Raw genomic sequence first — 22605 nt, 5'->3', positions numbered from 1 at the left:
ATTGCAACCCAGGAGCTTCGTATGCGCCATAGTAAAAAATTGCTCATTCTTTGCCTCTTCCTGATCGCAAGCACCGGCCTGCTCACGTCCTGCGCCTCCAGCCGTTCGGCACAGGTGTATTCCCGTGACCAAGCCATGCAGGAAATGCGGGTCAATTACGGAACCGTGCAATCTGTACGCGCAGTGCAGCTTGAAGGCACCAAGAGCGGAATCGGCGCGGTGGGCGGCGGCGTCACCGGCGGAGTGCTCGGCAGCATGGTCGGCGGCGGCCGGGGCCAGGTGCTCGGCGCGGTAGTCGGTGCCCTGGGCGGCGCGGCCGCAGGCGCCCTGGCCGAAGAGGGTGTGACCAGGAAAAACGCGCTTGAAATCACGGTGGAACTGGATACCGGCGAGATCCTGAGCGTGGTTCAGGAAGCCGACATGGAATTCTATGCCGGTGAAAGGGTGCGCGTGCTGCGCGCCAACGACGGCTCGTCCAGGGTCCAGAAGTAACTTTCCCGAACGCTTTTGGCTGACTGCTCAATAATACAAAATTCACAGGCCGTTCAAAAATGGTAAGATGCAAGGAAGCGAAAAAATCCAGGGCGCGCAGTGTATTAAGCTGATGCGAGGTCTGGTTTTTTTTCGCTGACGCAGCAGATTGCCGTTTTTGAGCGGCTTGTCAGGAGATGAAGATGGAGCTCTCGCTCGTACCCATCAAGAATCCGCACGCCCTCAATCTGATCCTGGGGATGTCCCACTTCATCAAGACCGTGGAAGACGTGCATGAAGCCATGGTCAACACCGTGCCCGGGGCAAAGTTTGGACTGGCCTTCTGCGAAGCCTCGGATGTCTGCCTGATCCGGACCACGGGCACGGACCCCGAACTGATCGAACTGGCCACGGAAAACGCCAAGGCGCTCTCCGCAGGGCACAGCTTCATCCTGTTCATGCGCGACATGTTCCCGGTCAACGTGGTCAACACCATACAGAACGTCCCCGAAGTGGTGCGCCTCTTTTGCGCCACGGCCAACCCGGTCCAGGTCATCGTGGCCCAGACGGACCAGGGCCGGGGCATCCTCGGCGTGGTAGACGGATTTGCTTCCAAGGGAGTCGAGACCCAGGAAGACAAGGAGAAGCGCACGAAATTCCTGCGCATGATCGGCTACAAGTTCTGACATGTCGGCGGCCCAGCCCAAACGAGCCAAAACCGTTCTGGTGGTGGACGACGATCCGTTCATCCGCGCCACCACCGGAGCGAGCCTGCGCTCCCGGAGCTTCAAGATCCTGGAGGCAGGCAACGGTCAGGAAGGCCTGGACATGTTCCAGGCCCACGGACCAGACCTGCTCATCGTCGATCTGAAGATGCCGGTCATGAACGGCCTGGAGCTTTTGGCCAGGCTGTCCGGCGAAACTCCGCGCACCCCGGTGCTGGTGGTTTCCGGCGAGGGCGGCCTGGACGAAGCGGTGGAGGCCCTGCGCCTTGGGGCCTGGGACTATCTGGTCAAACCCATCGTCTCGCCCACGGTCCTGCTGCATGCCGTGGACAAGGCCCTGGAACGGGCGGCCCTGATCCGCGAAAACGAGGATTACAGACTCAACCTCGAACGCCAGGTCCAGCAGCGCACCCTGGAGCTGCAAAAGGCCAACCGCGAACTTGAGCAGCAGTTCATAAAGCAGCAGAAGCTGGGCATCATCGGCACCCTGGCCGGAGGCATGGCCCACGACTTCAACAACATCCTCTCCTCCATAGTATTCTCCACGGAACTCATCCGCGGCTCCGTCGGGGCGTGCGAGACCCCGGACCCGGAAGACCTGGAGCGCATCCTGCGCGTCTGCCAGCGCGGCACCTCGCTCATCCGCAGCGTGCTGCATTTCACCGGCAAGATGCACGAGGAATTCACCCATTTTTCGGTGCGCGACACCATTCTTGAAACGCTGGACATCATCCGGGGCACCACGAATTCGCGCATCGAGGTCAAGACCCGGGTGGACCATCATCTGGGCACGCTTTTCGGCGACCCTGTCCATATGCAGCAGATTCTCATGAATCTGACCAACAACGCAATCCATGCCCTCGCGGACACGGAAGAGCCGTGCATCGAAATCTCGGCCGTCGGGTACGACGAGCCGCAGACGGACATCATGATCACCGATCCCGAGAGCATGCTCGTGGTCATCAGCGTGAGCGACAACGGGCCCGGCGTACCGGAAGAGGATCTGCCCAAACTGTGCGAGCCTTTCTTCACCACCAAGCCCAGGGACGAAGGGACCGGGCTTGGACTCTTTGTCACCCAGAAGATCGTGAAGACGCTGCGCGGCAAACTGCTCTTCTCCCGGAACCAGTCAGGCGGCACCACTGCGCGGGTCTGCCTGCCCGCCAACCGGGGGCGGATTCCGGACTGCGTCGAATGCCTGACCATCCCGGACATCCGGGGCAATGCCGAGCGCATCCTGGTCATCGAATCACACCCCCGAGGTACGCGCCTCCATCAGCTCCTGCCTGACCAGACTCGGCTATCAGGTCCGCCAGGCCGAAACTCTGGCGCAGGGCTGCGGCATCGTGCAGGAGGAGCCCCTGGGTTTTGACCTCATCCTGACCGACGACGGCCCCCCAAACAGCCTCGACGACCTCTGCGCGACCGTACGGCAGCTCAACCCGGCCATCCGCATCATGCTGGTCACGGCCTCGCCCTTGGGCAGCATCGCCTGCTCGCACCATGCCGTCTGCCGGATCCTTCCCAAGCCGGTGAACATGATCGCGCTCGGCCAGGCCATGCACCACTGCCTGACCGAGTGCCACTGCAAAATTTGAAAAACGCATTGCCTCACGCTCCATCCGTCCTTATCTGACCTGCCACAAGCAAAGGAGAATCATCATGGAAAGCGTCGACATCCTCATCATAGGCCAAGGTCCCGCCGGTCTCTCGTCCGCCATCTACACGGCACGGGCAGGCATGCGCACCCTGATTCTGGGTTGCGCCCCCAAGGTGGCCGGCGATTATGAAATAGACAATTACTTCGGCTTCACCGAAACCATAACCGGAAAGGAATTGATCGAACGGGGCAAGGCCCAGGCCGCAAAATTCGGGGCCGACATCCGCTGCGACCGCGTGCTCGGCATCCATCAGGATGACGCGGGCGCTTTCGTGGCCAAGACCGAGGACAAGCAAATCAAAGCCGCGTCCATCATCCTGGCCACCGGCGTGTCCCGCATCAGGCCCGGCATCTCCAACCTGGCCGACTATGAAGGCAAGGGCGTGTCCTACTGCGTGAGCTGTGACGGCTTCTTCATGCGCGGCAAGCCGGTCATGGTTGTCGGAGAGGGAAACTTCGCCGCCAACCAGGCCCTGGAACTCCTGCAATACACCCCGGACGTGAAAGTCTGCTCACAAGGCAAGGAGCTGTCCATCAGCGAGGAGTTCCTCTACCGCCTGGAAGAAAGCAATATTCCCGTGTTTGAAGGCAAGATCGCCACCCTGGCCGGGGATAACGGACTTGAAAAGGTTCACCTTGAATCCGGCGAGCAGATCGACGCCCAGGGCCTCTTCGTGGCCATGGGACAGGCCTCCTCCAGCGACTTCGCCTACAGCCTGGGCCTCGTACGCAACGGTCAGTTCATCGAAACGGACCGGGATCAGCGAACCAACGTCCCCGGCATCTTCGCGGCCGGAGACTGCGTGGGCCGCTTCCTGCAGATCAGCGTGGCCGTGGGCGAAGGCGCCCTGGCCGGACGCGCGGCCATCAGTCACGTCAAGGAGAGACGCCGCACACTTCTTGACAAAGAAGCGAAGTAGGACTTAACAACCGTTGCTCCTCACGAGAGGGCCAATAGCTCAGTTGGTAGAGCCCCCGGCTCATAACCGGATGGTCCCAGGTTCGACCCCTGGTTGGCCCACCATTCACACAAAAATAGCCCGCGCAATGCGGGCTTTTTTTCGCCAATCGCAAACTATTCCGGGTCCTTATATTCATTATCCTTCAGCATCTTTCATTTTGCTGCTAAGTGTGTAAACTCATTTTTGGGGTATCAATTTGGGGTATCTCACCCCATATGGGGTATCTTGAGTCAAAAATGGGGGTATCCAATGCTTACAGACGCACAGATTCGAGCAGCAAAGCCATCCGACAAGGCGTACAAACTTTACGACGCGGACGGTCTCTTCCTCTTCGTCTCACCTTCCGGATCAAAGTTGTGGAGATTGAAGTATCGAGAGAACGGAAAAGAAAAATTGGCGAGTTTTGGCAAATACCCCATTGTCACCCTTAATGAAGCCAGACTCAAGAAAGACGAGTTCAAGATCGCTCTGGGCCGTGGCGAACTGCCGCCCAAGGCACAACGAAAAGACGAAAGCCTCGAAAAGATCGCCCGGGAGTGGTATTCCAAAAAAGCCCCAGGCTGGGCGGAGTCACATGCTGTCAAGATTATGCTCGGGTTGGAGAAAAACGTGTTTCCCTTCATCGGCAGTCGCACAATGGACACCCTTGAGCCCCCCGAGATCCTTGCGCTCTTGCGGCGCATCGAAGCCCGGGGAGCGGTAGACCTCGCACACAGAACACGCGGAATAATCGGACAGGTATTCCGTTATGCAATCGCGACCGGTCGCGCAACTCGCAATCCGGCAGGGGATCTGGTTGGAGCGATCCCTCCCGCTCGGGTTCAACACTACCCCGCCCTCACCGACCCGACGGAAGTCGGAGCACTGCTGCGTGCAATCGAGGCTTTTACCGGAACACCCCATGTGCGCGTCGCTCTGCGGCTTGCCCCCATGCTTTTTGTACGTCCTGGGGAACTTCGAAAGATGGAATGGTCGGAACTGGACTTGTCCGGCCGGGAATGGTGCATTCCGGCAGAAAAAATGAAGACACGGAATCCGCACATCGTCCCCCTGGCCATCCAGGCATCTGAATTGCTGGGAGAGTTGCCCAAGGTCGGCCAGTACGTTTTCCCGAATGGTGGCAAAGACAAGTCGAAGGCCATGAGTGAGGCGGCTATCAATGCCGCCCTTCGACGCCTCGGTTACGACACGAAAAGCGAGATCACGGCCCATGGGTTTCGCGCCATAGCCCGAACGCTTCTGCATGAACGCCTGCGCATCGATCCAGTCATCATTGAGCACCAACTTGCGCATGCAGTGCCCGACACCCTTGGACGCGCCTACAATCGAACCAAGTTTCTCGATGAAAGAAGGAAGATGATGCAACTATGGGCAGATTATCTGGACGAATTGAAGGCAGGTCAGGGCCGCAAGGTGTTGCCTTTCACGGTCAACGAGTGACATCTCCTGCGATGACTGCTAATATTTGACAACGTGGATAGACGCGATAGTCTCTCCCCCTGCCCCGGGCTTGCCCGGGGCTTTTTTTGTTCAAAAATCCTTCACAGTTTATATAAAAAACTATTATTAAATACTATTTACTATACACAAATTTTTTATTTAAATTTTACACTAATGTTTATATTAAAATATAAATTTAAATCATTATATTTGTGAATTATTCATCGAACAATTCAACTATTTTTACATTCAATCCCTTGGCAATTATTGCAAGAGTTTCAAGCTTACATAATTTGATTTGATTTGTTCTGGCTCGCTCAATAATTTTGGTGGACAACTTTGTTTCATTTGAAAGCGCTACTATGGATATTTTTTTCTCTTCCATGATTCGCTTCACATTACTTGTAATTCCTGTTGTCTCCGAACGAATATCGTAAATTGACATGACCCCACCACCGTCCTGATTATTTTGGGTGAGACTAGCGGAAATCTATTGACAAGCCCAACGTAATATATTACTAATGACAACAGGATCAGCACCCAGTTCGTGCTGACATTGGCGATAACTCACCAAAAAAAACTATTTTTACGTACAGCTATGAAAACAATCGTCATCGGAGACATCCACGCTGACTTTGGGGCGCTCAACAGGTTCTGCAACAAGAAACGGCCCGACATCATACTGCAATGTGGCGACTTTGGATGGTGGCCGCACCGCCACGGCACGGACAAGATCAGCAGAAATCGTCGGTTCGATCAATACTCCGTCAAGCTGGGCGGGGCGACGCTGTATTGGTGCGACGGCAATCACGAAAATCACGACGACCTGCAAGAGCGCATGAAGGCAACCCCAGGGCAGCCCCTGGAAATTCCGGTTCCCGGCTGTTTCTACATGCCAAGGGGTTCAGTCTTGACTTTACCAGACGGCAGGTACGTCCTCTTCTTCGGGGGAGGCATGTCCACCGACAGGGAAGGTCGAACCGAAGGCGACGACTGGTGGGCGAAAGAGGTGCCCACTGTCGAGGATCTTGATCGTGCCCGGTCGCAAGTTGCGGCCCATGGGGGGCGCGTTGATATCGTGATCTCGCACACTGGACCTGCGCGATTCTTACGGCAGCTCCCGAAGAACAAGTTTGATCAGGCACGACTGGAGGACCCCACGGTGGCCCTCCTGGATTCTGTTCTGCAAGCGTTCCAGCCCCGGAGGTGGTTCTTCGGGCATTTCCACCTCAGCGCACACGGGGAAGACCAGGGCTGCGAATGGCAGGCCCTAAGCGCCGAAGGCTTCGGGGACAAGTGGTGGGTGGAACTTGAAGGGTAGTCCTGTAGGGACAGAATATGTCTCTTGCGGACTACCCTCTCACGGTGAAAGGCAGGCTGCGAGGTTTTGTTGTGAAAAAAGAAAGCGTCATCGAAGTCGTGCGGCAGCGAATAAAGCAGTTCTCCACTGGGGAGATCTTTGGCTACGAAGCCTTCGGGGAGTTGGCACTGACCAGGCGTAAAGCCCTTACCCAGGCTTTATCGCAGCTCGTCAAGCGCGAAGAGCTCAAAAGAGCATACACTGCAAATTTCTACCGGCCTGATTGGAACAAATATGGTGCAGTCCCGATCTTTGACGCAGAGAGAATAAATTCTTTAGGCAATGTATATGTCACAGGTCTCGACGCACACAATGCGCTTGGAATTTCAACACAAATTCCGATGATTGTTACCATTGCGCATCCGACCAAACATTACAGAAGAAGGTTGGGCCGTCTTCGTATCAGATATGTGCGCTCGACATTAAAAGAAATTCCTGATGGTGCTGATTGTGCCTTACTCATGATTTTAGATTCAATAAAGGATATAAAACATATCCAAGACGCATCGCCAGACGACGCTGTGAGGCGTCTCTTGTGGATCATCAAACGGTTTGAAAAACACAGGGTCGAAAAGCTGGTTGAATACGCCCTGCACTACCCGCCACGCGTGCGGGCTGTCTTGGGTGCAATGCTTGAGCATGCACGATACAAACGACTTCGATCCGTACTTAAAGCGACGTTGAACCCACAAACCGAATACCATGTAGGGCTCAAAGATTCCCTGCCAAATCTTAAAAAATGGAAATTACTTGGCCCTGGAAGGACTTACAAGGCGTGGAAACGGCGGTGGGAGAAAAGAAGAAATGAAGCACAGACATTTGAACCATGAAGTGTGGACCCCGGCAGCCATTGATTCCTGCATCACCCGGGGACGACAGGAAGATTGGAACGAGCTGCGCAGGGCCGCCCTCGATGATGCTGAAATCATGGAGGACCTGCGCAAAGTCGCGGGCTATGAAAAGAACCTTGAGAGCCCCTTTGACGACTTGTGCTACCGGGAATGGTGGAGGTGGGTGCAGGATCCCGGGCGGGAGACCTGGGGACCAAATCTGAAAAACTGCGGGGGCGTATGATTCTGTTTGCGGGCGACTGTCACGGGGATTTTGTGCCCATCATCGAGGAGGCCAGCGAGGCCTCAGCAGTCATTTTGCTGGGCGACCAGGAACCACTGAACGACCTGACGGTGGAACTAGGGCTTGGCTTGGCCCCGAAGGCATGGTGGATCTATGGCAACCATGACAGTGACTACCAGTGTTATTTCGATAATCACGCGCCAATGGCTGACCGCAACCTGCACTGCCGCGTAGTGGAAATCGAGGGCGTGCGCATCGCAGGCCTTGGCGGCGTGTTTCGCGCAAAAAAATTCGAAATAGATCAAACGACGAGGCTGCACGAAGTAGATTTAAATTGCCCACAAGACGCCAGAGAGGCGTGGATTAAGCTCCGGCGCGGCGGAAGGTCATACCCTGCGGACTTCACTTCCATCTTTCCTGACGATCTGACAGCCTTGCTGCAGCTCAAGGGGCAAGTGGACGTGCTGGTCACGCACGAGGCCCCCGAGTCTCACGCGCTCGGTTTCCCACTCCTCGGCGACATTGCCCGCGCCATGGGCGTCAAGATGCTCATTCATGGGCACCACCACGAACGCTACAGCGCCACTATCACAGGCGGAATCCGCGTCGAGGGCATCGGAATGGCGAGAACCGCCGAAGGTTTTTTCTGGCTGGGCCAAGGTCTGAGAGAGCGGGTATGATACTCTTCGTCGGAGATTGTCACGGCGACTTTGAGCCCATTCTGGAAGCTGCGGCATCAGCCAGGGCAGTCATCCTTTTGGGCGACCAGGAACCCCTCGACGATCTGGCGTCCATCCTCGGCACGGAGATCGCGGCAAAGACATGGTGGATATTCGGCAACCATGACAGTGACGATCCCGAATACCTCGCTCACCATGCCCCCATGGCCGACAGAAACCTGCATTGCCGCGTGGTGGAGATTGAGGGCCTGCGCATCGCCGGACTCGGCGGCACATTCCGGTCCAACATCCTGGGCGTTGACCGGCAGACGACGTTGAGCGACCTGCCCCACGTCCGCCCCCAGGACACTCGCCAAAGCTTGGCATTGATTCGCAAGGACAAGAAGCTTGCCCCGCAGGATCACACGACCATCTTTCCGGAAGACCTGAACTTTATGACCCGCCTTGCCAGCAAAACCCGCGTCGATGTACTCGTGACCCACGAGGCCCCGGAGTCCCACAAACTCGGCTACCGGATCCTGGGTGACGCGGCACGCGCACTCAAGGCCAGGATTCACATTCATGGCCATCACCACGAGCGTTATGACGCCATGATTGATGGAGGCGTCCGGGTTGCCGGGGTCGGCATGTCGGGCATGATGATTGAATGGCTCCAGCCAAAGGATGGGCTCTTCTGGCTTGCCGCCTATCCCGGCGGAAACATGGCGGCGATGGGATACGACCCGAGAAGGAAGATGTACCAAGGCGAATTCGTCGGCCTGGAAGGGTGCACACGATTTACGGCCCCCGACCTGAACGCCTTGCAGGAAGAAGGCATCCTGATTCTTGATACCTTCCTGAAAAGCAGGAAAGCACGATAAAAGGAGAATTACCATGCCCGTTGATTATCACGATCTGGCCCGCAAAGGGCTTCTGGCACCGGACTTCGATCAATGGGGATTGAGGCACCCCTACGATTCGAGCGTGGGCCACGAGGCGGCCAGATCCGTCTGTCTGCCACCCAACGTCTTCCGCGCCACCGACGGATGGACCGTGGCCCACGAAGCAGCCTCACACGGCACCCTTCCACCTGATTTCGACAGATGGTACCTGGCGGATGTCGACGGCTGGAGCGTGGCCCACGAGGCGACCAGAACCGGGCACTTGCCACCCGACTTCATCCACTGGGAGATCCGCGACCTGAGGGGATGGACCGTGGCCCACGAAGCAGCCTCGCACGGCGCCCTCCCCCCTGATTTCAACAGATGGGATCTGGCAGATTTCGATGGCTACACCGTGGCCCACACCGCCGCCGAACATGGACACCTCCCGCCCAACTTCCCGCACATGGACTGGGCCGATGCGGACGGGCTGACCGTGGGCAAGGTTTACGCAAAAAAGATGAATTCATTACCAGCAGGCACAGGCCCTGCGCAAAAGCCCAAAGATTCCACGCGCACGATGGTCTATGACTTTTCCAAGGCGAGCACCCCAAAGAATTTGATTGATCCCGAGGAGGTGGCTACGATCAACCGCATACTGCGAAAGTATCCTTGCGACATCGAAGACGATCGCACACGGCTTCACCCGGATCTCAAGGTGACGCCAGAGGAACGCCGGATCTTGCGCAAGTATCTGATGGCGAAGGGCTACCACGCCACCAAGGATGCGGTTGCGGAGTTGGATGCCATGGGTGACGCCATGGAGGATTGACAGAACGCACGATCCGAGAATGATCAAACGCGTGGAAGACCTGCCGGCACAGCCGACGCATTTCTGCTCAACTTCATTTTTTTGAGGTGATCAAATCGAATGCGCTCGGCTATCTTTGAAAAAACTGCATTTCCAAACCCCTCCGAAAAAACCTCCTCTAAATAAAACCGGTGCTCAACAATCCGTAAATTGAGCACAGCCTCTTCCGCTCCGCCATTGGGGGCGTTTCCTGCCGTTTCCAAATTTTACATCAAAGACACTGGCATTCAATTATCACTGAAGTTCCATCCCGCTTTTTTCATTGAGCAAAATCACGGCCAATATTTTTTACGACACTTTACAATGACATTAAAAATGTCGCATAAAGACCCCATGAGCTCACACGAAAACAAACTCACCATCGACGAAGTCAGCGAGCTGACCGCGGTGTCGCCCCGAAACATCCGGTTCTACATCCAGAAAGGGCTGGTGGACCGCCCGGTGGGGCAGCGCAAGGCTGCCCATTACACCCGGGAGCATGTGCGCCAGCTGCTGGAGATCGAGAAATGGAAAGCGGCCGGGGTATCTCTGGAGGCCATTCGCGGGATCATGACCGGCGAACTGGCCGGGCCCGATGTCGCCGCCCTGCCCCGGGCCCAGCGACCCGGCGAGATCCGGATCTGCTCACGGATCTGGCTGGCGCCGGGCCTGGAGCTGCACCTCGACCCGTCGGAACTCAAACTTGACAACAACCAGCTTCGACACCTGGCAGGACAGATCACCGCCCTGGTGTCGGCCATGAACCCCAAGGAGTGAAACATGTATTCCGAGATATCAGCCCCCTCCCTGAAAACCATCGACTCGCGCAATGTCCTCCTGCAGAGCGCGAACGTGCGCGTCGACATTCGCGACTACCTGGCCCGCACGCGCATGGAGTATCATTTCGTCAACTGCGAAGACGTGAACATCGAGGCCGTGTACACCTTTGCTCTGCCCATTGACGGCGTGCTCACGGATCTGGGGATTGTGATCGGGCAGAGGGAGCTCAAAGGCATCGCCGTGGAAAAGCGGGAGGCCCAGGAGCGCTATGAAGACGCCATCTCGGACGGCGACTCCCCGATCATGCTGGAGCGGCTCGACTCCGGGCTGTACAGCCTGAACGTCGGCAACATCATGCCCGGCGAAAGGGCCGTGGTCAGCGTCGAATTCCTGGAAGTTCTGAGCCCCAAGGCGGACGAGGTACGCTACGAGCTGCCAACGACCCTGGCTCCCCTCTACGGCGATCCGGTCGCGCGCGGCCTGGCGCCGCACCAGATCCCGGGGCACAGTCTCCTGGCTGACAACAGGTTCAGCCTGCACATTGGCATCGAAGGGTGCCTCGCCGCTGCGGACATCCTCACCCCGGCCCACAAGACCGTCATGAAAAGGGACGTTGGCCGCGTCGAAATCTCGCTCTCGGCGGAGACGACCGCCATGGACCGCGACTTCATCATGGCCTTCACTGCGCAGGATATGCCGAGGTCCTTTGCCGTGTGCGCACCGGACAAGGGCGGGCATGTCGTCCTCGCCGGCTTCACCCCGAAATTCAGCGCCCCGGCTCCGGCCAGGAGCATCAAGATCGTGGTCGACTGCTCCGGCTCCATGGGCGGCGAGTCCATCCTCCAGGCCAGGCAGGCCCTGCTGCGGGCCCTGGACCGCCTGCGCCCCGAAGACCATTTCAACATCATCCTCTTCGGGTCTTTCTGCACCGCGCTCTTCAACAGGCAGGAACCGGCCGACGCCACGCACCTTGAAGCCGCCATCACGCTGACAAGATCCATGGACGCCAACATGGGCGGCACCGAGATGGAGAAGGCCCTGGAAAAAGCCCTGAACTCCGCCTCGCCGGCAGGCATGCCCGAAGACATCCTGCTCATCACCGACGGACAGGTCTGGGACATGGGCGCAGTCGCCGGCAAGCTGGCCAAAAAACGGCACCGGGTGTTCTGCATCGGGGTGGGCAGCGCCGTCGAACGCGGTGTCCTCTCCGCCCTCTCTTCAAAAACGGATGGTGACGCGATCTTCGTCAGCGTCCAGGAAGACATGGGCAGGAAGGTCTTCGAGCACTTCAAGCGCATGACCCTCATCCCCGCCCAAAACCCGGCCTTTGATTTCGGTGGGGCTAAGCCGCTGGCCGTCTGCCCGGAGAAACTGCCGGCCGTCTTCGATGGCGACATGGTGCTCGGCTGCGCCTGGTTCGCAACCCCGCCCAAGACCGTCTCCTTCAGGTTCGACACTGCGGACGGCTCCATGTCGCAGCAGACCAAAGTGAAGGAATCCCTGGCCCTCGCCAACGCCCTGCCCCGCTTCGCGGCAGCCATGAAGCTGGAGTCCCTGCCGGAAGACGAGGCGACGGCGCTGGCGGTCGAGTACAACCTGATGAGCCCCTTCACCAACTTCCTGGCCGTGCTGGAAAGGGCCGAATCTGAGAAATCTGGGGGACTGCCGCAATTGCGTACGGTGGAGCATAACATTCCGCGTGGGTGGGGAGGCATGGTCACGCATGAGAGCATCATGGCCGTAACGCCAAACATGTACGCGCCGTCATATATTCGCGACTCCGGCGCAGAGTATTCATCTCTTCTGCCGGTCAGCGCGCCATCAGAAAACACATGGATCGCGCGTCTCCTCGAACAGGCCATCAGTGCCATCAGACATCAGCCGGATTTGGTCATCACTTTCGCAATGCTTGAAGCGTGGGGCATCCCGGAAGAGATTGTCGACGCCCTCAACGCTTTGCTGCGAGACACACTCCTTGGCATAGCGACCGCCCAAACGGATGCCAAAGCATCTCAAGCAACAGAGACTGCAATCTCACTTACGCTGGCGCTGTTGGCTGCAAAGAGGGATGGGTCTATCAAGCGGGATGACACGAGATTATTGCGTCAGGCTTTGAGTACGTTTGCGGTTGCTCCGAGGCTGAAAACCTCAGTCGAGGATATCCTCGACAATTTCTAGGCACCCCTCAAGGCCGTCCAGTATTCGCTGGACGGCCAATTTTGGTGTCGGGACCGGATATCATCCCAACTGCCTGGGACGATGCCCAATATTCAAGACATAAAATCCTTAAAAAGGCGTATTGGAGACACTCTGATTAGACTGGCGTCTGACAAACGCCATTTTTTGACAAGAATCCAACAACACCGACCAGCATGTCTTACATCCTAAAATTCTTGACACTTTCGTCCAGCTGAGGCTTATCAAAATGGCTGCAATAAAATGTGCAGCACATTTCAGGTGCAAATGCTCCAGGAGGGTGAGGAGGAAATGGCTCAGGTCTTTGGATCAGCTGGCAAAAGTGCTTTTGCCATGGGAAATTCGCGATACAAGGATATGCTTTCTCGTATCGCCCTACCCATGCTTTCGTCACTGCTGCTGATACCTGTCGCTTATTATCTGCTGACACATGGGCACCTTAACTGGGGTGTCGGGGTCGCTGTCTTCTATTTCGTCTCCATCAAGTCGCTTGAACAAGCTGGGCTCAAGCTTAAAAAACGGATTTCCGACGCCGACACAGGAGCCAAAGCTGAACAAGCCGTCGCCGAAGCCTTGCAAGAACTCCCAAACGATTACTACGTCTTCCATGACCTCGAATTCCCCGGTTTCAACATCGACCATGTTGTCCTCGGCCCCAACGGCATCTTCTTGGTGGAGACCAAGAGCCAAAAAGGAAATATCACTCAGCAAAATGACGTCCTGCTCAGAAACGGGCGCAAATTCTTCAAGGATTTTTTGAATCAATGCTGGAGCCAGACCTACTCGCTCCGGGACCACCTGAACGCAGAGAGGCTGCGCGGATTTTCGATCAAGCCGATTCTTTGCTTCTCGCGGGGATTCGTTGAAATTCGAGGGCCGGTCCGTGGCGTGGCCGTGCTCAATGTCGACTACCTGCGACCGTATATTCTTTCGCAGCGCGGGAGTTTTCCGGCCCAGGCGAGGGATCAAATTATCCCCCTGCTGGCCGCAGCCGTGTCCTACCAAGCGGCACAACCCAGCCCGATTGGCCAGCAATCCCAAACTAGCGGCATTGTCTGCCCGAAGTGCTTTCATGAACGCACAAAAAACGATGATCTGCTCGTTAGCGCGGGCGAATGCCCGAAATGCGGCGTCATCTACGCCCACGTCCAGACGAATTCACCTCACGACAGCACGTCCGCCCAGGCAGCAGCCCCCAAGGATTTAACCAGGACATTGCAAGCCCTTCTTTCCGGCCAGGATTCGCAGCACAAGCAATCGCCAACCAAACAAATTCAGTGGCCTGCGCTGACGCTCAAATTAGCAGCATGCGCCTTGGCCGCAATCCTCCTGACTGGCGCGTACAAGACCATGCAGGCCACCGTGACTAGCGTTTTCAACCCAGCCCAAAACACTAAAGTCGAAAAATCTCGTTCATATTCAAACGTCCCCTTGTCATTTCCACTGACTCACGCGGTCTCTTCGGACAATTCTACAACTGCGATCAAGTTCGTCTTTGAGGAAGATCGTGGCCAGAATGTCATCCTGCTTTTTTTCGACACCAACGCAAAAACTCTCGCCTTGCGGGCCTGCGTTCGGGCGAACGAAAAATTGACCACGACACTCCCGCGTACCGACCTAGGTTACATCATCGTCACGGGACCTGCCTGGCAGGGCTACGAAGACTTATTCGGCCCAGGATCAGAAGCGAAGAAAGCCCTTATTACCTTGAGTTCTATAACGAAAGCTGGCAACGTTGCGCCCATTCGAGCGACATCGAGCATGTTCGTTCAGAAAGGAGCCCAAAGCCCGCTTCCAGAAACGAAAGCCTGGATTCAGAGCGCTTTTAAAAACTCAGGTGGATTCATGAAAATGTAGATCGATCAGATTTCAAACAGGTGAGAGGCTGATAGAACATTAGAAATTTGAGAATTTTTACTACTTGTATTTATATTGGAGTAATGATGAGTTTTTTAAGCATTTTTAAAAGCAAACAAACTGAAAAAGATACACCTAGCGAAGAACAAACATTACGAGAAATTTTGCGCATACATGGACCGATCAAAGCTCAACAAATTGCGAGCATGCTAGTCAATGACTACGGACTTGAGATAGAAAAAAGCGACATTAACTCTATTCTGTATAGGATGAAGGCTCGTGGTGAAGCACAGAAAGATTTAAATCATTTCTGGAGCCTCCCTGGTGTAGGAAAGACAATAAAATCCCGTAACGATGCTGGTCAACAAGCACCAGTTTCAATACCGGAAATTACTTTTACAGAAGAGCAAAACAGAATCATAGAATTTGATCCAACTGGGAATCTTCTGATCCGCGGCCAAGCAGGGTGCGGCAAAACAACAGTTCTAGCTGCCCGAGCTGGGCGCATCCTATCAGTAATGGGTAAGGGTAGCCTGCTATTTCTGACATATAATACTGCTTTATGCGCCTACATAAACCGGTGTTTCCGAAATTCCGAAATATCGAAGCAGGTAAAAGTCAGCACCTTCCATGAATGGGCAAAAAAAACCGCAAGTGATCTTGGTGAAAACTTTCGAGGTTGGGCTGACCCAAAATGGCGTTCAGAAAATATCCAAAGAATTCTTAAAGAAGAAGCAAAAAATAACACAGCCCATCGATTACTTAAGATTGATGATGAGCGAACGCTCTTGAACTGGTGGGATGACGAAATAAGCTGGATATTTGGGCAAGGATTTCTTGAAATGCAAGAATATCTTCTTGCAGAGAGAATAGGTAGAGGCACAGTATTTAAGCTGTCTGAAGAAGACAGAAAGCTGGTCTGGAGCGTTTTTAAACAGTATAACAAAGCTCTCCGTGATGAAAATGTAGAAGATTACGACAATGCGGGAATGCTTATTTTGAGAGCATTAGATAAGACCGGGGAACTCCCAAATACTTTGAGATATGACCATATTCTTATTGATGAGGTTCAAGATTTTCACCAGAGTTGGCTGCTAGCATTGGCTCCGTTTTCACGGATTTCACTTACACTAGCAGGAGATTTAGCTCAAAAGATATATAAACGTAACTTTACGTGGAAGTCTGTTGGGATTGATATTCACGCCAGCCGTTCCCGTAAGCTTTCTGGATCTCATAGGACAACTAAACAGATCATGGAAGTTGCGATGTATGTGATAGAAAACTCAGATGTTGCCAAATCAGATGATTATGTCCCCCCAATTCTTCCTGATAAAGAAGGACCTAAAGTCGGGCTAATAAAAGGGGATAGCCCGAAAGAATCATGGGAAAGAGGTCACAGGTATATTGTTGAAAAGTTTGGTAGATTACGAACGTCGACAGTAGCTATCGCCATGCCATTCTCAAAACAGGTTTTTGGGGCGCAAAACGGTCTAAAAAAAGCTGGAATCACTCCGAGTACAGCAAAGGGATCGAAACTGGGTCAATTTACCAATGGGATAGTTGTCACAACGTACCATCAACTAAAAGGACTAGAGTTTGACCATATTGTCATTATGGGACTTGACGACAAAAACTTTCCAGGACGTTTTTTGGATCAATCACTTCAAAATGAAATCGAAGAAGATGAGCAGATATTGAGACGGCTTCTTTATGTAGCAATGACTAGAGCAAAAAAATCTCTTACTTTGGTCGGCAATGATCCTTTCTGTCGTTTCTTTGAAAATGTCCCTACAGAACTTTTTGAAGAAATTGATTTTGAAAAATAAAAAGTAAATAGCATTAAATAAAAATACATGTGGAGACAGGCAAGTTATTCCTATAGTCAAATAAAGGCGATCACTTTCGCTTTTAGGAAGATCACGGGCAAGACGTAATTCTGCTTTTTTTGATACCAAAAGGAAGATTATTGCCTTGTAGACTTACGTGCGCGACGAAAAATTTACCACGACACTACCTCGTGTCGACCGGGGTTCGTCACCGTCATGGGCTGGCAGGGCTTCATTAATATAGGATGCAATAGCCGCAACATTCCAAGCTTCCCTACTGACATTTCCTAAAATGGACGATAAAAAAGCCCATGCCAATGCCACCCTTCGCGTTCCCAGCCATCCGACAGGACACCAACAGAGCAACTTGGCCGGCAGAAACCCTTGGCCGGGCTCCTTACAAGCCCTTCCTGCTCCTGTCCGTGCTCGACCTCATGGATGCCGGCAGGATCACGGAAAACCGGATCGCGCCTGACGAAGACCTGACCGACGCGTTCATGCTCTACTGGAACGCCATCCTGCCCGACCGCCTGCGACCGAGCATCCACCTGCCCTTCTTCTATCTGCAGACAGACGGGTTTTGGACACTGCATCCGGTTCCCGGCAAAGAGCTGCCCGCAACCGAACCGTCCTCTTGGAAGAACGTGCGGGAGCGATACGCCTTCGCGTCCTTGGACGAGGCAACCTTCGAACTACTTCAGAACCCGCTGACCCGCGCAACGGCCCGGCTGGACATGATCCGCCGCTGCTTCGTCCCCGCACTGGAAAAGGCACTGCTCGACCTGGCCAATACCCAGGTCTCGGCCTTCGACTATGCCGCCACACTCCTTCGGGAAACTCCGGCACCCTACGAAAAACCCGTGGAAAAACCCGTCCGCGACCAAGCGTTCCGTAGGGTCATCGTCAAGGTTTACGATCACCGCTGCGCCCTTTGCGGCATCCGCATCATTTCCCCGGACAGTCGCACCGTGGTGGACGCCGCCCACATCAAAGACTGGGCCGTCTCTTTTGATGACAGCCCCACCAACGGCCTGGCTCTGTGCAAGCTCTGCCACTGGACTTTCGACAGCGGCTTGGTCGGCTTCGATGACGACTACAGAGTCATCATCGCCCGCTCGATAGCACGGGACGGCAATCTTCCCGGACACATCCAGCAGTTTGCGCACCGGCCCATGATCCTGCCTGAGAGGGAATGCTATTACCCTGCGACGGAGAATCTGGCTTGGCATCGGTACAAACTTGGGTAAATCGCAGCCGATTCTCACAACCTACATTTTAGATCATAATTTTATTTAACATGATTTGTTTTTGTATTTTGTATTTTTTCAACATAAAAATCTAAATTTTTTTCGTTTATTTGACATTCCCATATTACGATAACTTCCCAGCCTAGCTGCTTCAATTGGGAATTACATTTTTTATCTCTTGCTATATTGTCATTGAATTTTTTATTCCAAAAATCAAAATTTGAAGCTGGTATGTATGACTTTGAACATCCTTCATGTCTATGCCAAAAACATCCATGAATAAATACAACTAACTTTTTTTGGGGGAAAACTAAATCAGGCTTTCCAGGCAGGTCTTTCTTATGAAGCCTGTATCTTAGGCCCTTTGAGTGAAAGTATCTACGAACGGTGAGTTCAGGTTTCGTGTTTTTTTGTTTAATCGCAGACATCATTTCACTTCTTTTTTTTGAATCCACTACATCTGCCATATCAGCACTTTTCCTTGTTGCTTTTTCATTTCAATCTTGGCAATTGACCCCTTGTTATAAAAGGTCACAATACAAACCAACCAAATTAATGAAAACAATACCCATTGTCGATATCTTTGCCGGACCTGGTGGTTTAGGAGAAGGCTTTTCCGCCTATGTTGACGATTCGCAATCTTGTCCTTTTGAAATCATCCTTTCGGCAGAGATGGATCCACATGCACACGCAACCTTACGCCTTCGATCTTTTTATAGAAGTTTAATACGCAACCAAGAAGACACTTCTGAATTGTATCAGTATTGCCTTGGACAAGTTGCTTATCCCTACAATTCAAGGACATATCCACTTTGGATCAAGGCAAATGATGAAGCTCTATGCCTAGAACTAGGAAGCAAAGATGGAGATTTTAAATTATATGAAAATCTTGATACACGCTTTTTTAATACTGACAAATGGGTATTGATAGGCGGACCACCATGTCAAGCATACTCTGTTGTCGGGCGCGTACGCAATCTTGGTAACGCAAAGTATAACCCCTCAAGCGACAAAAGACATTTTTTGTATCAAGAGTATCTGAAAGTATTAAATAAATACAAGCCTGCTGTCTTTATTATGGAAAATGTGCGAGGCATGCTTTCGTGTAAAATTGAAGGAAAATATATAGCATTTAAAATACTGAACGATTTAGCCAATGGTGGAGATCCAGATTGCCAAAATAATTGCACTGGTTACAGAATTTATTCAATTGTAAAACCAACATGCTATGAACAAGGAATGGATATTTCCGACTTTGACACATCTGATTACATCGTTAAATCAGAAGATTATGGAATTCCTCAGACTAGACACAGAGTAATTCTCCTTGGAGTCCGTAATGACATATGTAAAAAGCCAAATCTATTAAATTTCCATCAACCACCATCTGTTTCAAGCATGTTGTCAGACCTTCCAAAATTGCGCAGTGGCTTGACCAGAGAACGAGACGATCAAGCAAAATGGCATTCATATGTTGCTCGTGAACTATGGGCTTTATCCAAATATGCGCAGAAAGCTGGAATGCATATCTTTGCAGAAGAATTGAATGAAACTGGTTTTTTAGTTGCCACTAAAAAATACAATCGCTGTGCTCAAAAGAAAACTAAGCTCAATTTCTCAAAAAAAATTTCGCCTGATCTCCAAAAATGGCTGCGTGGTATTTGGCCGGATACGTGCTTTAATCACGAAAGTAAGTCTCATATGATTTCTGATTTAAGAAGATATTCATTTGCTTCTGTATTTGCCAAAGTGTTTAACAGATCTCCAAAAGGTGAAAGTGATTTTTCTTTACCTGGGCTGGCTCCTGAGCACGAAAACTGGAATTCTGGAAAGTTTGCAGACAGGTTTCGAGTCCAATTAGCGTCCTTACCATCTACAACTATTACGAGTCACATATCAAAAGATGGGCATTACTATATACATCCAGATCCACTTCAGTGTCGGAGCTTAACTGTAAGAGAAGCTGCAAGACTACAAACATTTCCCGACGATTATTTTTTTTGTGGTTCGAGAACTAGTCAGTATACTCAAGTTGGCAATGCTGTTCCCCCGTATTTAGCTAAACAAATTGCATCCATTGTCCACAACCTCCTCGAAGGGTGAAATCGAGATCTCAATGGCCCTGTTTTATGAGGTGGTTACAAAATTATCACGAATTTTTAATAATTCTAAAAAGCTACACATTAAATTCATATCCCATTTCATTCATGCGTTTGAAAAGAAACTCCAAAGCATTTTTCTCGGAGGCGCTTATCATGATGTTTCCAGAATTGATTTTACTGAGAGCGGCAAGAGTCTTCGGCGAAAGGAGTTTTCTAGAACGAGCAAACTGCATGATTTCATCCATCAAAGGCATAAGCGCAAGTAATCTGGTCTCAAATTCAATTTCGTTGGTTATTTTTTTGACCGCTATGCTGTCTTTCTTGATCAGTTTCAGCTGATCAGCTGAAATAAGCGCTGTCTTCAGTGCACCCGGAAGATCGACTTTTAGACTGGAGACCGCCGCCCAACAAACCTGCTTTTTGCAGTATTCGCTCAGGTTTTTTACATTTGAAGGAGCGTCTTTAATTTTTAAGTAAACCTGTGGAGCCACCTTCTCGAGCGCAGCTTTCAGGCCATCGCAAAGGGATTGTTTATTCCAGATCTGCGGAAGATCCAGATAATGATTGAAGCCTACCTTGAGGTAATTAACCAGCCACGCAATCGTATAGGTGACAATCTGAGCCTTGTAGCCGCGGTCGTCCTGATACCATTGTGACTGTGCAACCATCTTATCTGTCCACCGAAAGACAATGGCCTTAGCTATGACATCTTTGAAATACCCATCGTTGTAACTGTTAGAGTTTTCTTCCCAGTCCTTTCCGATTATGTAAGCAAAATGCATGAAGCACTTCTGTGCCCCTTGACTGACAAGGTGTGGCTGACAATCGAATGTGAGTGCATATTTAGTAAGATCTGTCTTCGTGACAACTTGATCTGAAGGGAACTCTGTTTCAAACTTACGCTTGTCTGATGGCTTCCCGTAAGCGAACTTGTTCTTGTACTGCCCTCTGGCTCTTTCATAGAACCACTTTGATGCAGCAAATGCCCCTTCTTTTTGCGGAGCTGAAAGTCGTCTGGAAATCTTCTCCATTTCGATATGAAATGGGTGATTTGAGAAGAAATCGGCTTCACTGATCTTGTTCTGAGAGTTGGCATACCTTGATATTTTTGGAATGGTTTCCTCGACGCGATCCTCCGAAATCACACTCAACTTCATCTGTACAAATACATTATCAAGATTTGCTTTTTTACTGTCTCTTGCATACAGGATTGCAGCTGTCGTCTGCCCGCCGTTGACAATCTGAAGGTTTTTTATGGTCTTTATAGCCGTACCGCCTAAGTCCAGCTCTTGTGTCGTAACTCCAGATGCGGTTGCAGTAAGGCCATTGTTATACGCAAAGAACATCTGGGGATACTTTTCGATGGTCGTGATGATCCCCTGATTGATCTTCGTCCTAGCCTGTAGAAACGTTCTGACGTTCTGCTCTAGAAGCCTTGCACCGTAGACCTCATAGAGTCTGGAAAGAAGATTTCCAGGCATGACTACTAGATAAGAGGCATATTCCGTGCCCCCTGTATGCGCCTTAAGACAAGGAAGTGTTGTCTGAAATTCATCTTCAATGTCGATTTCTATCGGCTCAGGAGTACCCATAGACATGACAATGTCGATGTACCTCGAAAAATCAAGAATGTTATATATAAATTTTTTACCGGAAACTTCTTTTGAATCAACACCTTTCTTTCTTGAAGCAAGCTTTGCGTTTGTGAATATTATTACGCGGACTCTTTTGAAGAGCGCATTGTCGGAATAAATTGAATACGCAACTTGGAATGTCGGACTTGTTTCCTCAATTGTGTTTATGTATTCTGACTTGATAGCATTATTATAGAATCGTTCTACCTTGGTGTAGAGAGAATCGACTTGGTTCTGATTCAGTGGCTCTATGTCCTCGTCATCTCTCAGATCGACGATTGCGAGATAAAGCTCTCCTCTCTCCGTATCGAGGGCATATCCATCAACCTGATACCCTCGCACCCCTTCCTTTTTGACGGGTGTGTAGGTTAGATCTAGGCAATCTCCATTTTCTGCCGCAATCGCTGCATATATGTTGAAAAAAGTTTCCTGCTGCGGCTGACCGAATGCAAATGATTCTCGCTTAATATCTTCCCACAATTCTGCATAAGCCTCTTCGATGTTCTGCACGACAGACTACCCCCTGAACTGTCTTCACTATAGTGGACAGATATATTTCATAGCTGAATATATTTGCGAGCATATTTCATATTATTCATGCGCTCTACAACAAATTTTCGACCAGATAATTAAAATATTTATACTATTATATCGATCTTTAATTTTCAGATTTGCTATCTATAGAACGAATTATATTTGTGTATTACTCTAAATACTAAATTTTATGATTTTATAGTTGAACTCTCAGCATGCAACTATATGCAAAAATTGAAACTAACTGTTTCTTCATCAGAGCAATAAAATATCACGCGCTCGCCGAAGATGTGCGTATTCTTTACACAAACGCTTCAATTCAGCCTTTGGTAATTCCGGCGCAGAAT

21 protein-coding genes and 1 tRNA gene are annotated in these 22605 nt (G+C 51.8%); 19 read left to right on the top strand and 3 right to left on the bottom strand.

Features of this window, described 5'->3' with window-relative positions; genetic code table 11:
* The first annotated feature begins 21 nt into the window (after positions 1-21).
* The 7 genes from H4684_RS07475 to H4684_RS07445 all read left to right on the top strand — a co-directional run bounded on the left by H4684_RS07475 (position 22) and on the right by H4684_RS07445 (position 5258).
* Complete coding sequence (locus tag H4684_RS07475) at positions 22-492, top strand: outer membrane lipoprotein (RefSeq protein ID WP_192623333.1); 471 nt, start codon at positions 22-24, stop codon at positions 490-492.
* Positions 493-674: 182 nt separating this feature from the next.
* Complete coding sequence (locus tag H4684_RS07470) at positions 675-1157, top strand: adenosine-specific kinase (protein ID WP_192623332.1); 483 nt, start codon at positions 675-677, stop codon at positions 1155-1157.
* A 1-nt stretch (position 1158) separates the two neighbouring features.
* Positions 1159-2568: a hybrid sensor histidine kinase/response regulator gene (locus tag H4684_RS07465; RefSeq protein ID WP_192623331.1), complete on the top strand. Its 1410-nt coding sequence runs from the start codon at positions 1159-1161 to the stop codon at positions 2566-2568.
* Positions 2543-2794, top strand: a complete 252-nt coding sequence (locus H4684_RS07460) for a hypothetical protein (RefSeq protein ID WP_192623330.1) — start codon at positions 2543-2545, stop codon at positions 2792-2794. The genes H4684_RS07465 and H4684_RS07460 overlap by 26 nt, the downstream gene beginning before the upstream one ends.
* A gap of 64 nt (positions 2795-2858) precedes the next feature.
* Positions 2859-3776, top strand: coding sequence for an NAD(P)/FAD-dependent oxidoreductase (locus H4684_RS07455; protein ID WP_192623329.1), 918 nt, complete (start codon positions 2859-2861; stop codon positions 3774-3776).
* A gap of 28 nt (positions 3777-3804) precedes the next feature.
* Positions 3805-3880: transfer RNA gene (locus H4684_RS07450), tRNA-Ile, on the top strand.
* A 187-nt stretch (positions 3881-4067) separates the two neighbouring features.
* Positions 4068-5258, top strand: a complete 1191-nt coding sequence (locus H4684_RS07445; RefSeq protein WP_192623328.1) for a tyrosine-type recombinase/integrase — start codon at positions 4068-4070, stop codon at positions 5256-5258.
* Positions 5259-5475: 217 nt separating this feature from the next.
* On the opposite strand, the gene H4684_RS07440 is transcribed toward H4684_RS07445, so the two are convergent.
* Positions 5476-5703, bottom strand: coding sequence for a helix-turn-helix domain-containing protein (locus tag H4684_RS07440; RefSeq protein WP_192623327.1), 228 nt, complete (start codon positions 5701-5703; stop codon positions 5476-5478).
* A 153-nt stretch (positions 5704-5856) separates the two neighbouring features.
* Between H4684_RS07440 and H4684_RS07435 the strand changes: the two genes are divergently transcribed.
* The 11 genes from H4684_RS07435 to H4684_RS07385 all read left to right on the top strand — a co-directional run bounded on the left by H4684_RS07435 (position 5857) and on the right by H4684_RS07385 (position 17988).
* Complete coding sequence (locus H4684_RS07435; RefSeq protein WP_192623326.1) at positions 5857-6579, top strand: metallophosphoesterase family protein; 723 nt, start codon at positions 5857-5859, stop codon at positions 6577-6579.
* Positions 6580-6596: 17 nt separating this feature from the next.
* Complete coding sequence (locus tag H4684_RS07430) at positions 6597-7448, top strand: DUF6088 family protein (RefSeq protein WP_192623325.1); 852 nt, start codon at positions 6597-6599, stop codon at positions 7446-7448.
* Positions 7423-7692, top strand: a complete 270-nt coding sequence (locus H4684_RS07425) for a hypothetical protein (protein ID WP_192623324.1) — start codon at positions 7423-7425, stop codon at positions 7690-7692. The genes H4684_RS07430 and H4684_RS07425 overlap by 26 nt, the downstream gene beginning before the upstream one ends.
* On the top strand, positions 7689-8372 hold the full coding sequence (locus H4684_RS07420; RefSeq protein WP_192623323.1) for a metallophosphoesterase family protein: 684 nt from the start codon (positions 7689-7691) through the stop codon (positions 8370-8372). The genes H4684_RS07425 and H4684_RS07420 overlap by 4 nt, the downstream gene beginning before the upstream one ends.
* Positions 8369-9232: a metallophosphoesterase family protein gene (locus H4684_RS07415; protein ID WP_192623322.1), complete on the top strand. Its 864-nt coding sequence runs from the start codon at positions 8369-8371 to the stop codon at positions 9230-9232. The genes H4684_RS07420 and H4684_RS07415 overlap by 4 nt, the downstream gene beginning before the upstream one ends.
* 13 nt (positions 9233-9245) lie before the next feature.
* Positions 9246-10064 carry a hypothetical protein gene (locus H4684_RS07410; RefSeq protein WP_192623321.1) on the top strand — a complete coding sequence of 273 codons (819 nt, stop codon included), beginning with the start codon at positions 9246-9248 and terminating at the stop codon, positions 10062-10064.
* A gap of 372 nt (positions 10065-10436) precedes the next feature.
* On the top strand, positions 10437-10859 hold the full coding sequence (locus H4684_RS07405) for a helix-turn-helix domain-containing protein (RefSeq protein ID WP_192623320.1): 423 nt from the start codon (positions 10437-10439) through the stop codon (positions 10857-10859).
* 3 nt (positions 10860-10862) lie between these two features.
* Positions 10863-13040, top strand: a complete 2178-nt coding sequence (locus tag H4684_RS07400; protein WP_192623319.1) for a VIT domain-containing protein — start codon at positions 10863-10865, stop codon at positions 13038-13040.
* Positions 13041-13349: 309 nt separating this feature from the next.
* On the top strand, positions 13350-14915 hold the full coding sequence (locus tag H4684_RS07395; RefSeq protein ID WP_192623318.1) for a nuclease-related domain-containing protein: 1566 nt from the start codon (positions 13350-13352) through the stop codon (positions 14913-14915).
* Positions 14916-15001: 86 nt separating this feature from the next.
* Positions 15002-16741, top strand: a complete 1740-nt coding sequence (locus H4684_RS07390; protein WP_192623317.1) for a UvrD-helicase domain-containing protein — start codon at positions 15002-15004, stop codon at positions 16739-16741.
* 311 nt (positions 16742-17052) lie between these two features.
* The gene (locus H4684_RS07385) at positions 17053-17988 is read left to right on the top strand and encodes an HNH endonuclease (RefSeq protein WP_192623316.1); all 936 of its coding nucleotides are present in this window, start codon (positions 17053-17055) and stop codon (positions 17986-17988) included.
* Positions 17989-18029: 41 nt separating this feature from the next.
* Here the strand turns inward: H4684_RS07385 and H4684_RS07380 are convergent, their stop codons facing one another.
* Positions 18030-18455 (bottom strand): very short patch repair endonuclease, encoded by a 426-nt coding sequence (locus tag H4684_RS07380; protein ID WP_192623315.1) that lies wholly within the window; start codon positions 18453-18455, stop codon positions 18030-18032.
* Between the two features lie 88 nt (positions 18456-18543).
* Here H4684_RS07380 and H4684_RS07375 point away from each other — a divergent pair, with 88 nt between their 5' ends.
* Entirely contained in the window at positions 18544-20091 is a 1548-nt protein-coding gene (locus H4684_RS07375; RefSeq protein WP_192623314.1) for a DNA cytosine methyltransferase, read from the top strand.
* 73 nt (positions 20092-20164) lie between these two features.
* On the opposite strand, the gene H4684_RS07370 is transcribed toward H4684_RS07375, so the two are convergent.
* A complete protein-coding gene (locus H4684_RS07370) occupies positions 20165-22234 on the bottom strand; it encodes an AIPR family protein (protein WP_192623313.1) in 2070 nt (689 codons plus the stop codon).
* Positions 22235-22605: the final 371 nt, after the last annotated feature.

This window comes from Desulfomicrobium macestii (assembly GCF_014873765.1).
Taxonomy (GTDB): Bacteria; Desulfobacterota; Desulfovibrionia; order Desulfovibrionales; family Desulfomicrobiaceae; genus Desulfomicrobium; species Desulfomicrobium macestii.
Note: the sequence above shows the minus strand (reverse complement) of the source record. Positions and strands in the feature narration are given on the sequence as shown.

Coding starts and splice junctions, on each gene's coding strand:
- H4684_RS07390 (WP_192623317.1), top strand. CDS start 15,002: ATGAGTTTTTTAAGCATTTTTAAAAGCAAACAAACTGAAAAAGATACA.
- H4684_RS07380 (WP_192623315.1), bottom strand. CDS start 18,455: ATGGCAGATGTAGTGGATTCAAAAAAAAGAAGTGAAATGATGTCTGCG.
- H4684_RS07415 (WP_192623322.1), top strand. CDS start 8,369: ATGATACTCTTCGTCGGAGATTGTCACGGCGACTTTGAGCCCATTCTG.
- H4684_RS07465 (WP_192623331.1), top strand. CDS start 1,159: ATGTCGGCGGCCCAGCCCAAACGAGCCAAAACCGTTCTGGTGGTGGAC.
- H4684_RS07445 (WP_192623328.1), top strand. CDS start 4,068: ATGCTTACAGACGCACAGATTCGAGCAGCAAAGCCATCCGACAAGGCG.
- H4684_RS07405 (WP_192623320.1), top strand. CDS start 10,437: ATGAGCTCACACGAAAACAAACTCACCATCGACGAAGTCAGCGAGCTG.
- H4684_RS07425 (WP_192623324.1), top strand. CDS start 7,423: ATGAAGCACAGACATTTGAACCATGAAGTGTGGACCCCGGCAGCCATT.
- H4684_RS07410 (WP_192623321.1), top strand. CDS start 9,246: ATGCCCGTTGATTATCACGATCTGGCCCGCAAAGGGCTTCTGGCACCG.
- H4684_RS07420 (WP_192623323.1), top strand. CDS start 7,689: ATGATTCTGTTTGCGGGCGACTGTCACGGGGATTTTGTGCCCATCATC.
- H4684_RS07455 (WP_192623329.1), top strand. CDS start 2,859: ATGGAAAGCGTCGACATCCTCATCATAGGCCAAGGTCCCGCCGGTCTC.
- H4684_RS07395 (WP_192623318.1), top strand. CDS start 13,350: ATGGCTCAGGTCTTTGGATCAGCTGGCAAAAGTGCTTTTGCCATGGGA.
- H4684_RS07430 (WP_192623325.1), top strand. CDS start 6,597: ATGTCTCTTGCGGACTACCCTCTCACGGTGAAAGGCAGGCTGCGAGGT.
- H4684_RS07440 (WP_192623327.1), bottom strand. CDS start 5,703: ATGTCAATTTACGATATTCGTTCGGAGACAACAGGAATTACAAGTAAT.
- H4684_RS07435 (WP_192623326.1), top strand. CDS start 5,857: ATGAAAACAATCGTCATCGGAGACATCCACGCTGACTTTGGGGCGCTC.
- H4684_RS07400 (WP_192623319.1), top strand. CDS start 10,863: ATGTATTCCGAGATATCAGCCCCCTCCCTGAAAACCATCGACTCGCGC.
- H4684_RS07385 (WP_192623316.1), top strand. CDS start 17,053: ATGCCAATGCCACCCTTCGCGTTCCCAGCCATCCGACAGGACACCAAC.
- H4684_RS07470 (WP_192623332.1), top strand. CDS start 675: ATGGAGCTCTCGCTCGTACCCATCAAGAATCCGCACGCCCTCAATCTG.
- H4684_RS07475 (WP_192623333.1), top strand. CDS start 22: ATGCGCCATAGTAAAAAATTGCTCATTCTTTGCCTCTTCCTGATCGCA.
- H4684_RS07375 (WP_192623314.1), top strand. CDS start 18,544: ATGAAAACAATACCCATTGTCGATATCTTTGCCGGACCTGGTGGTTTA.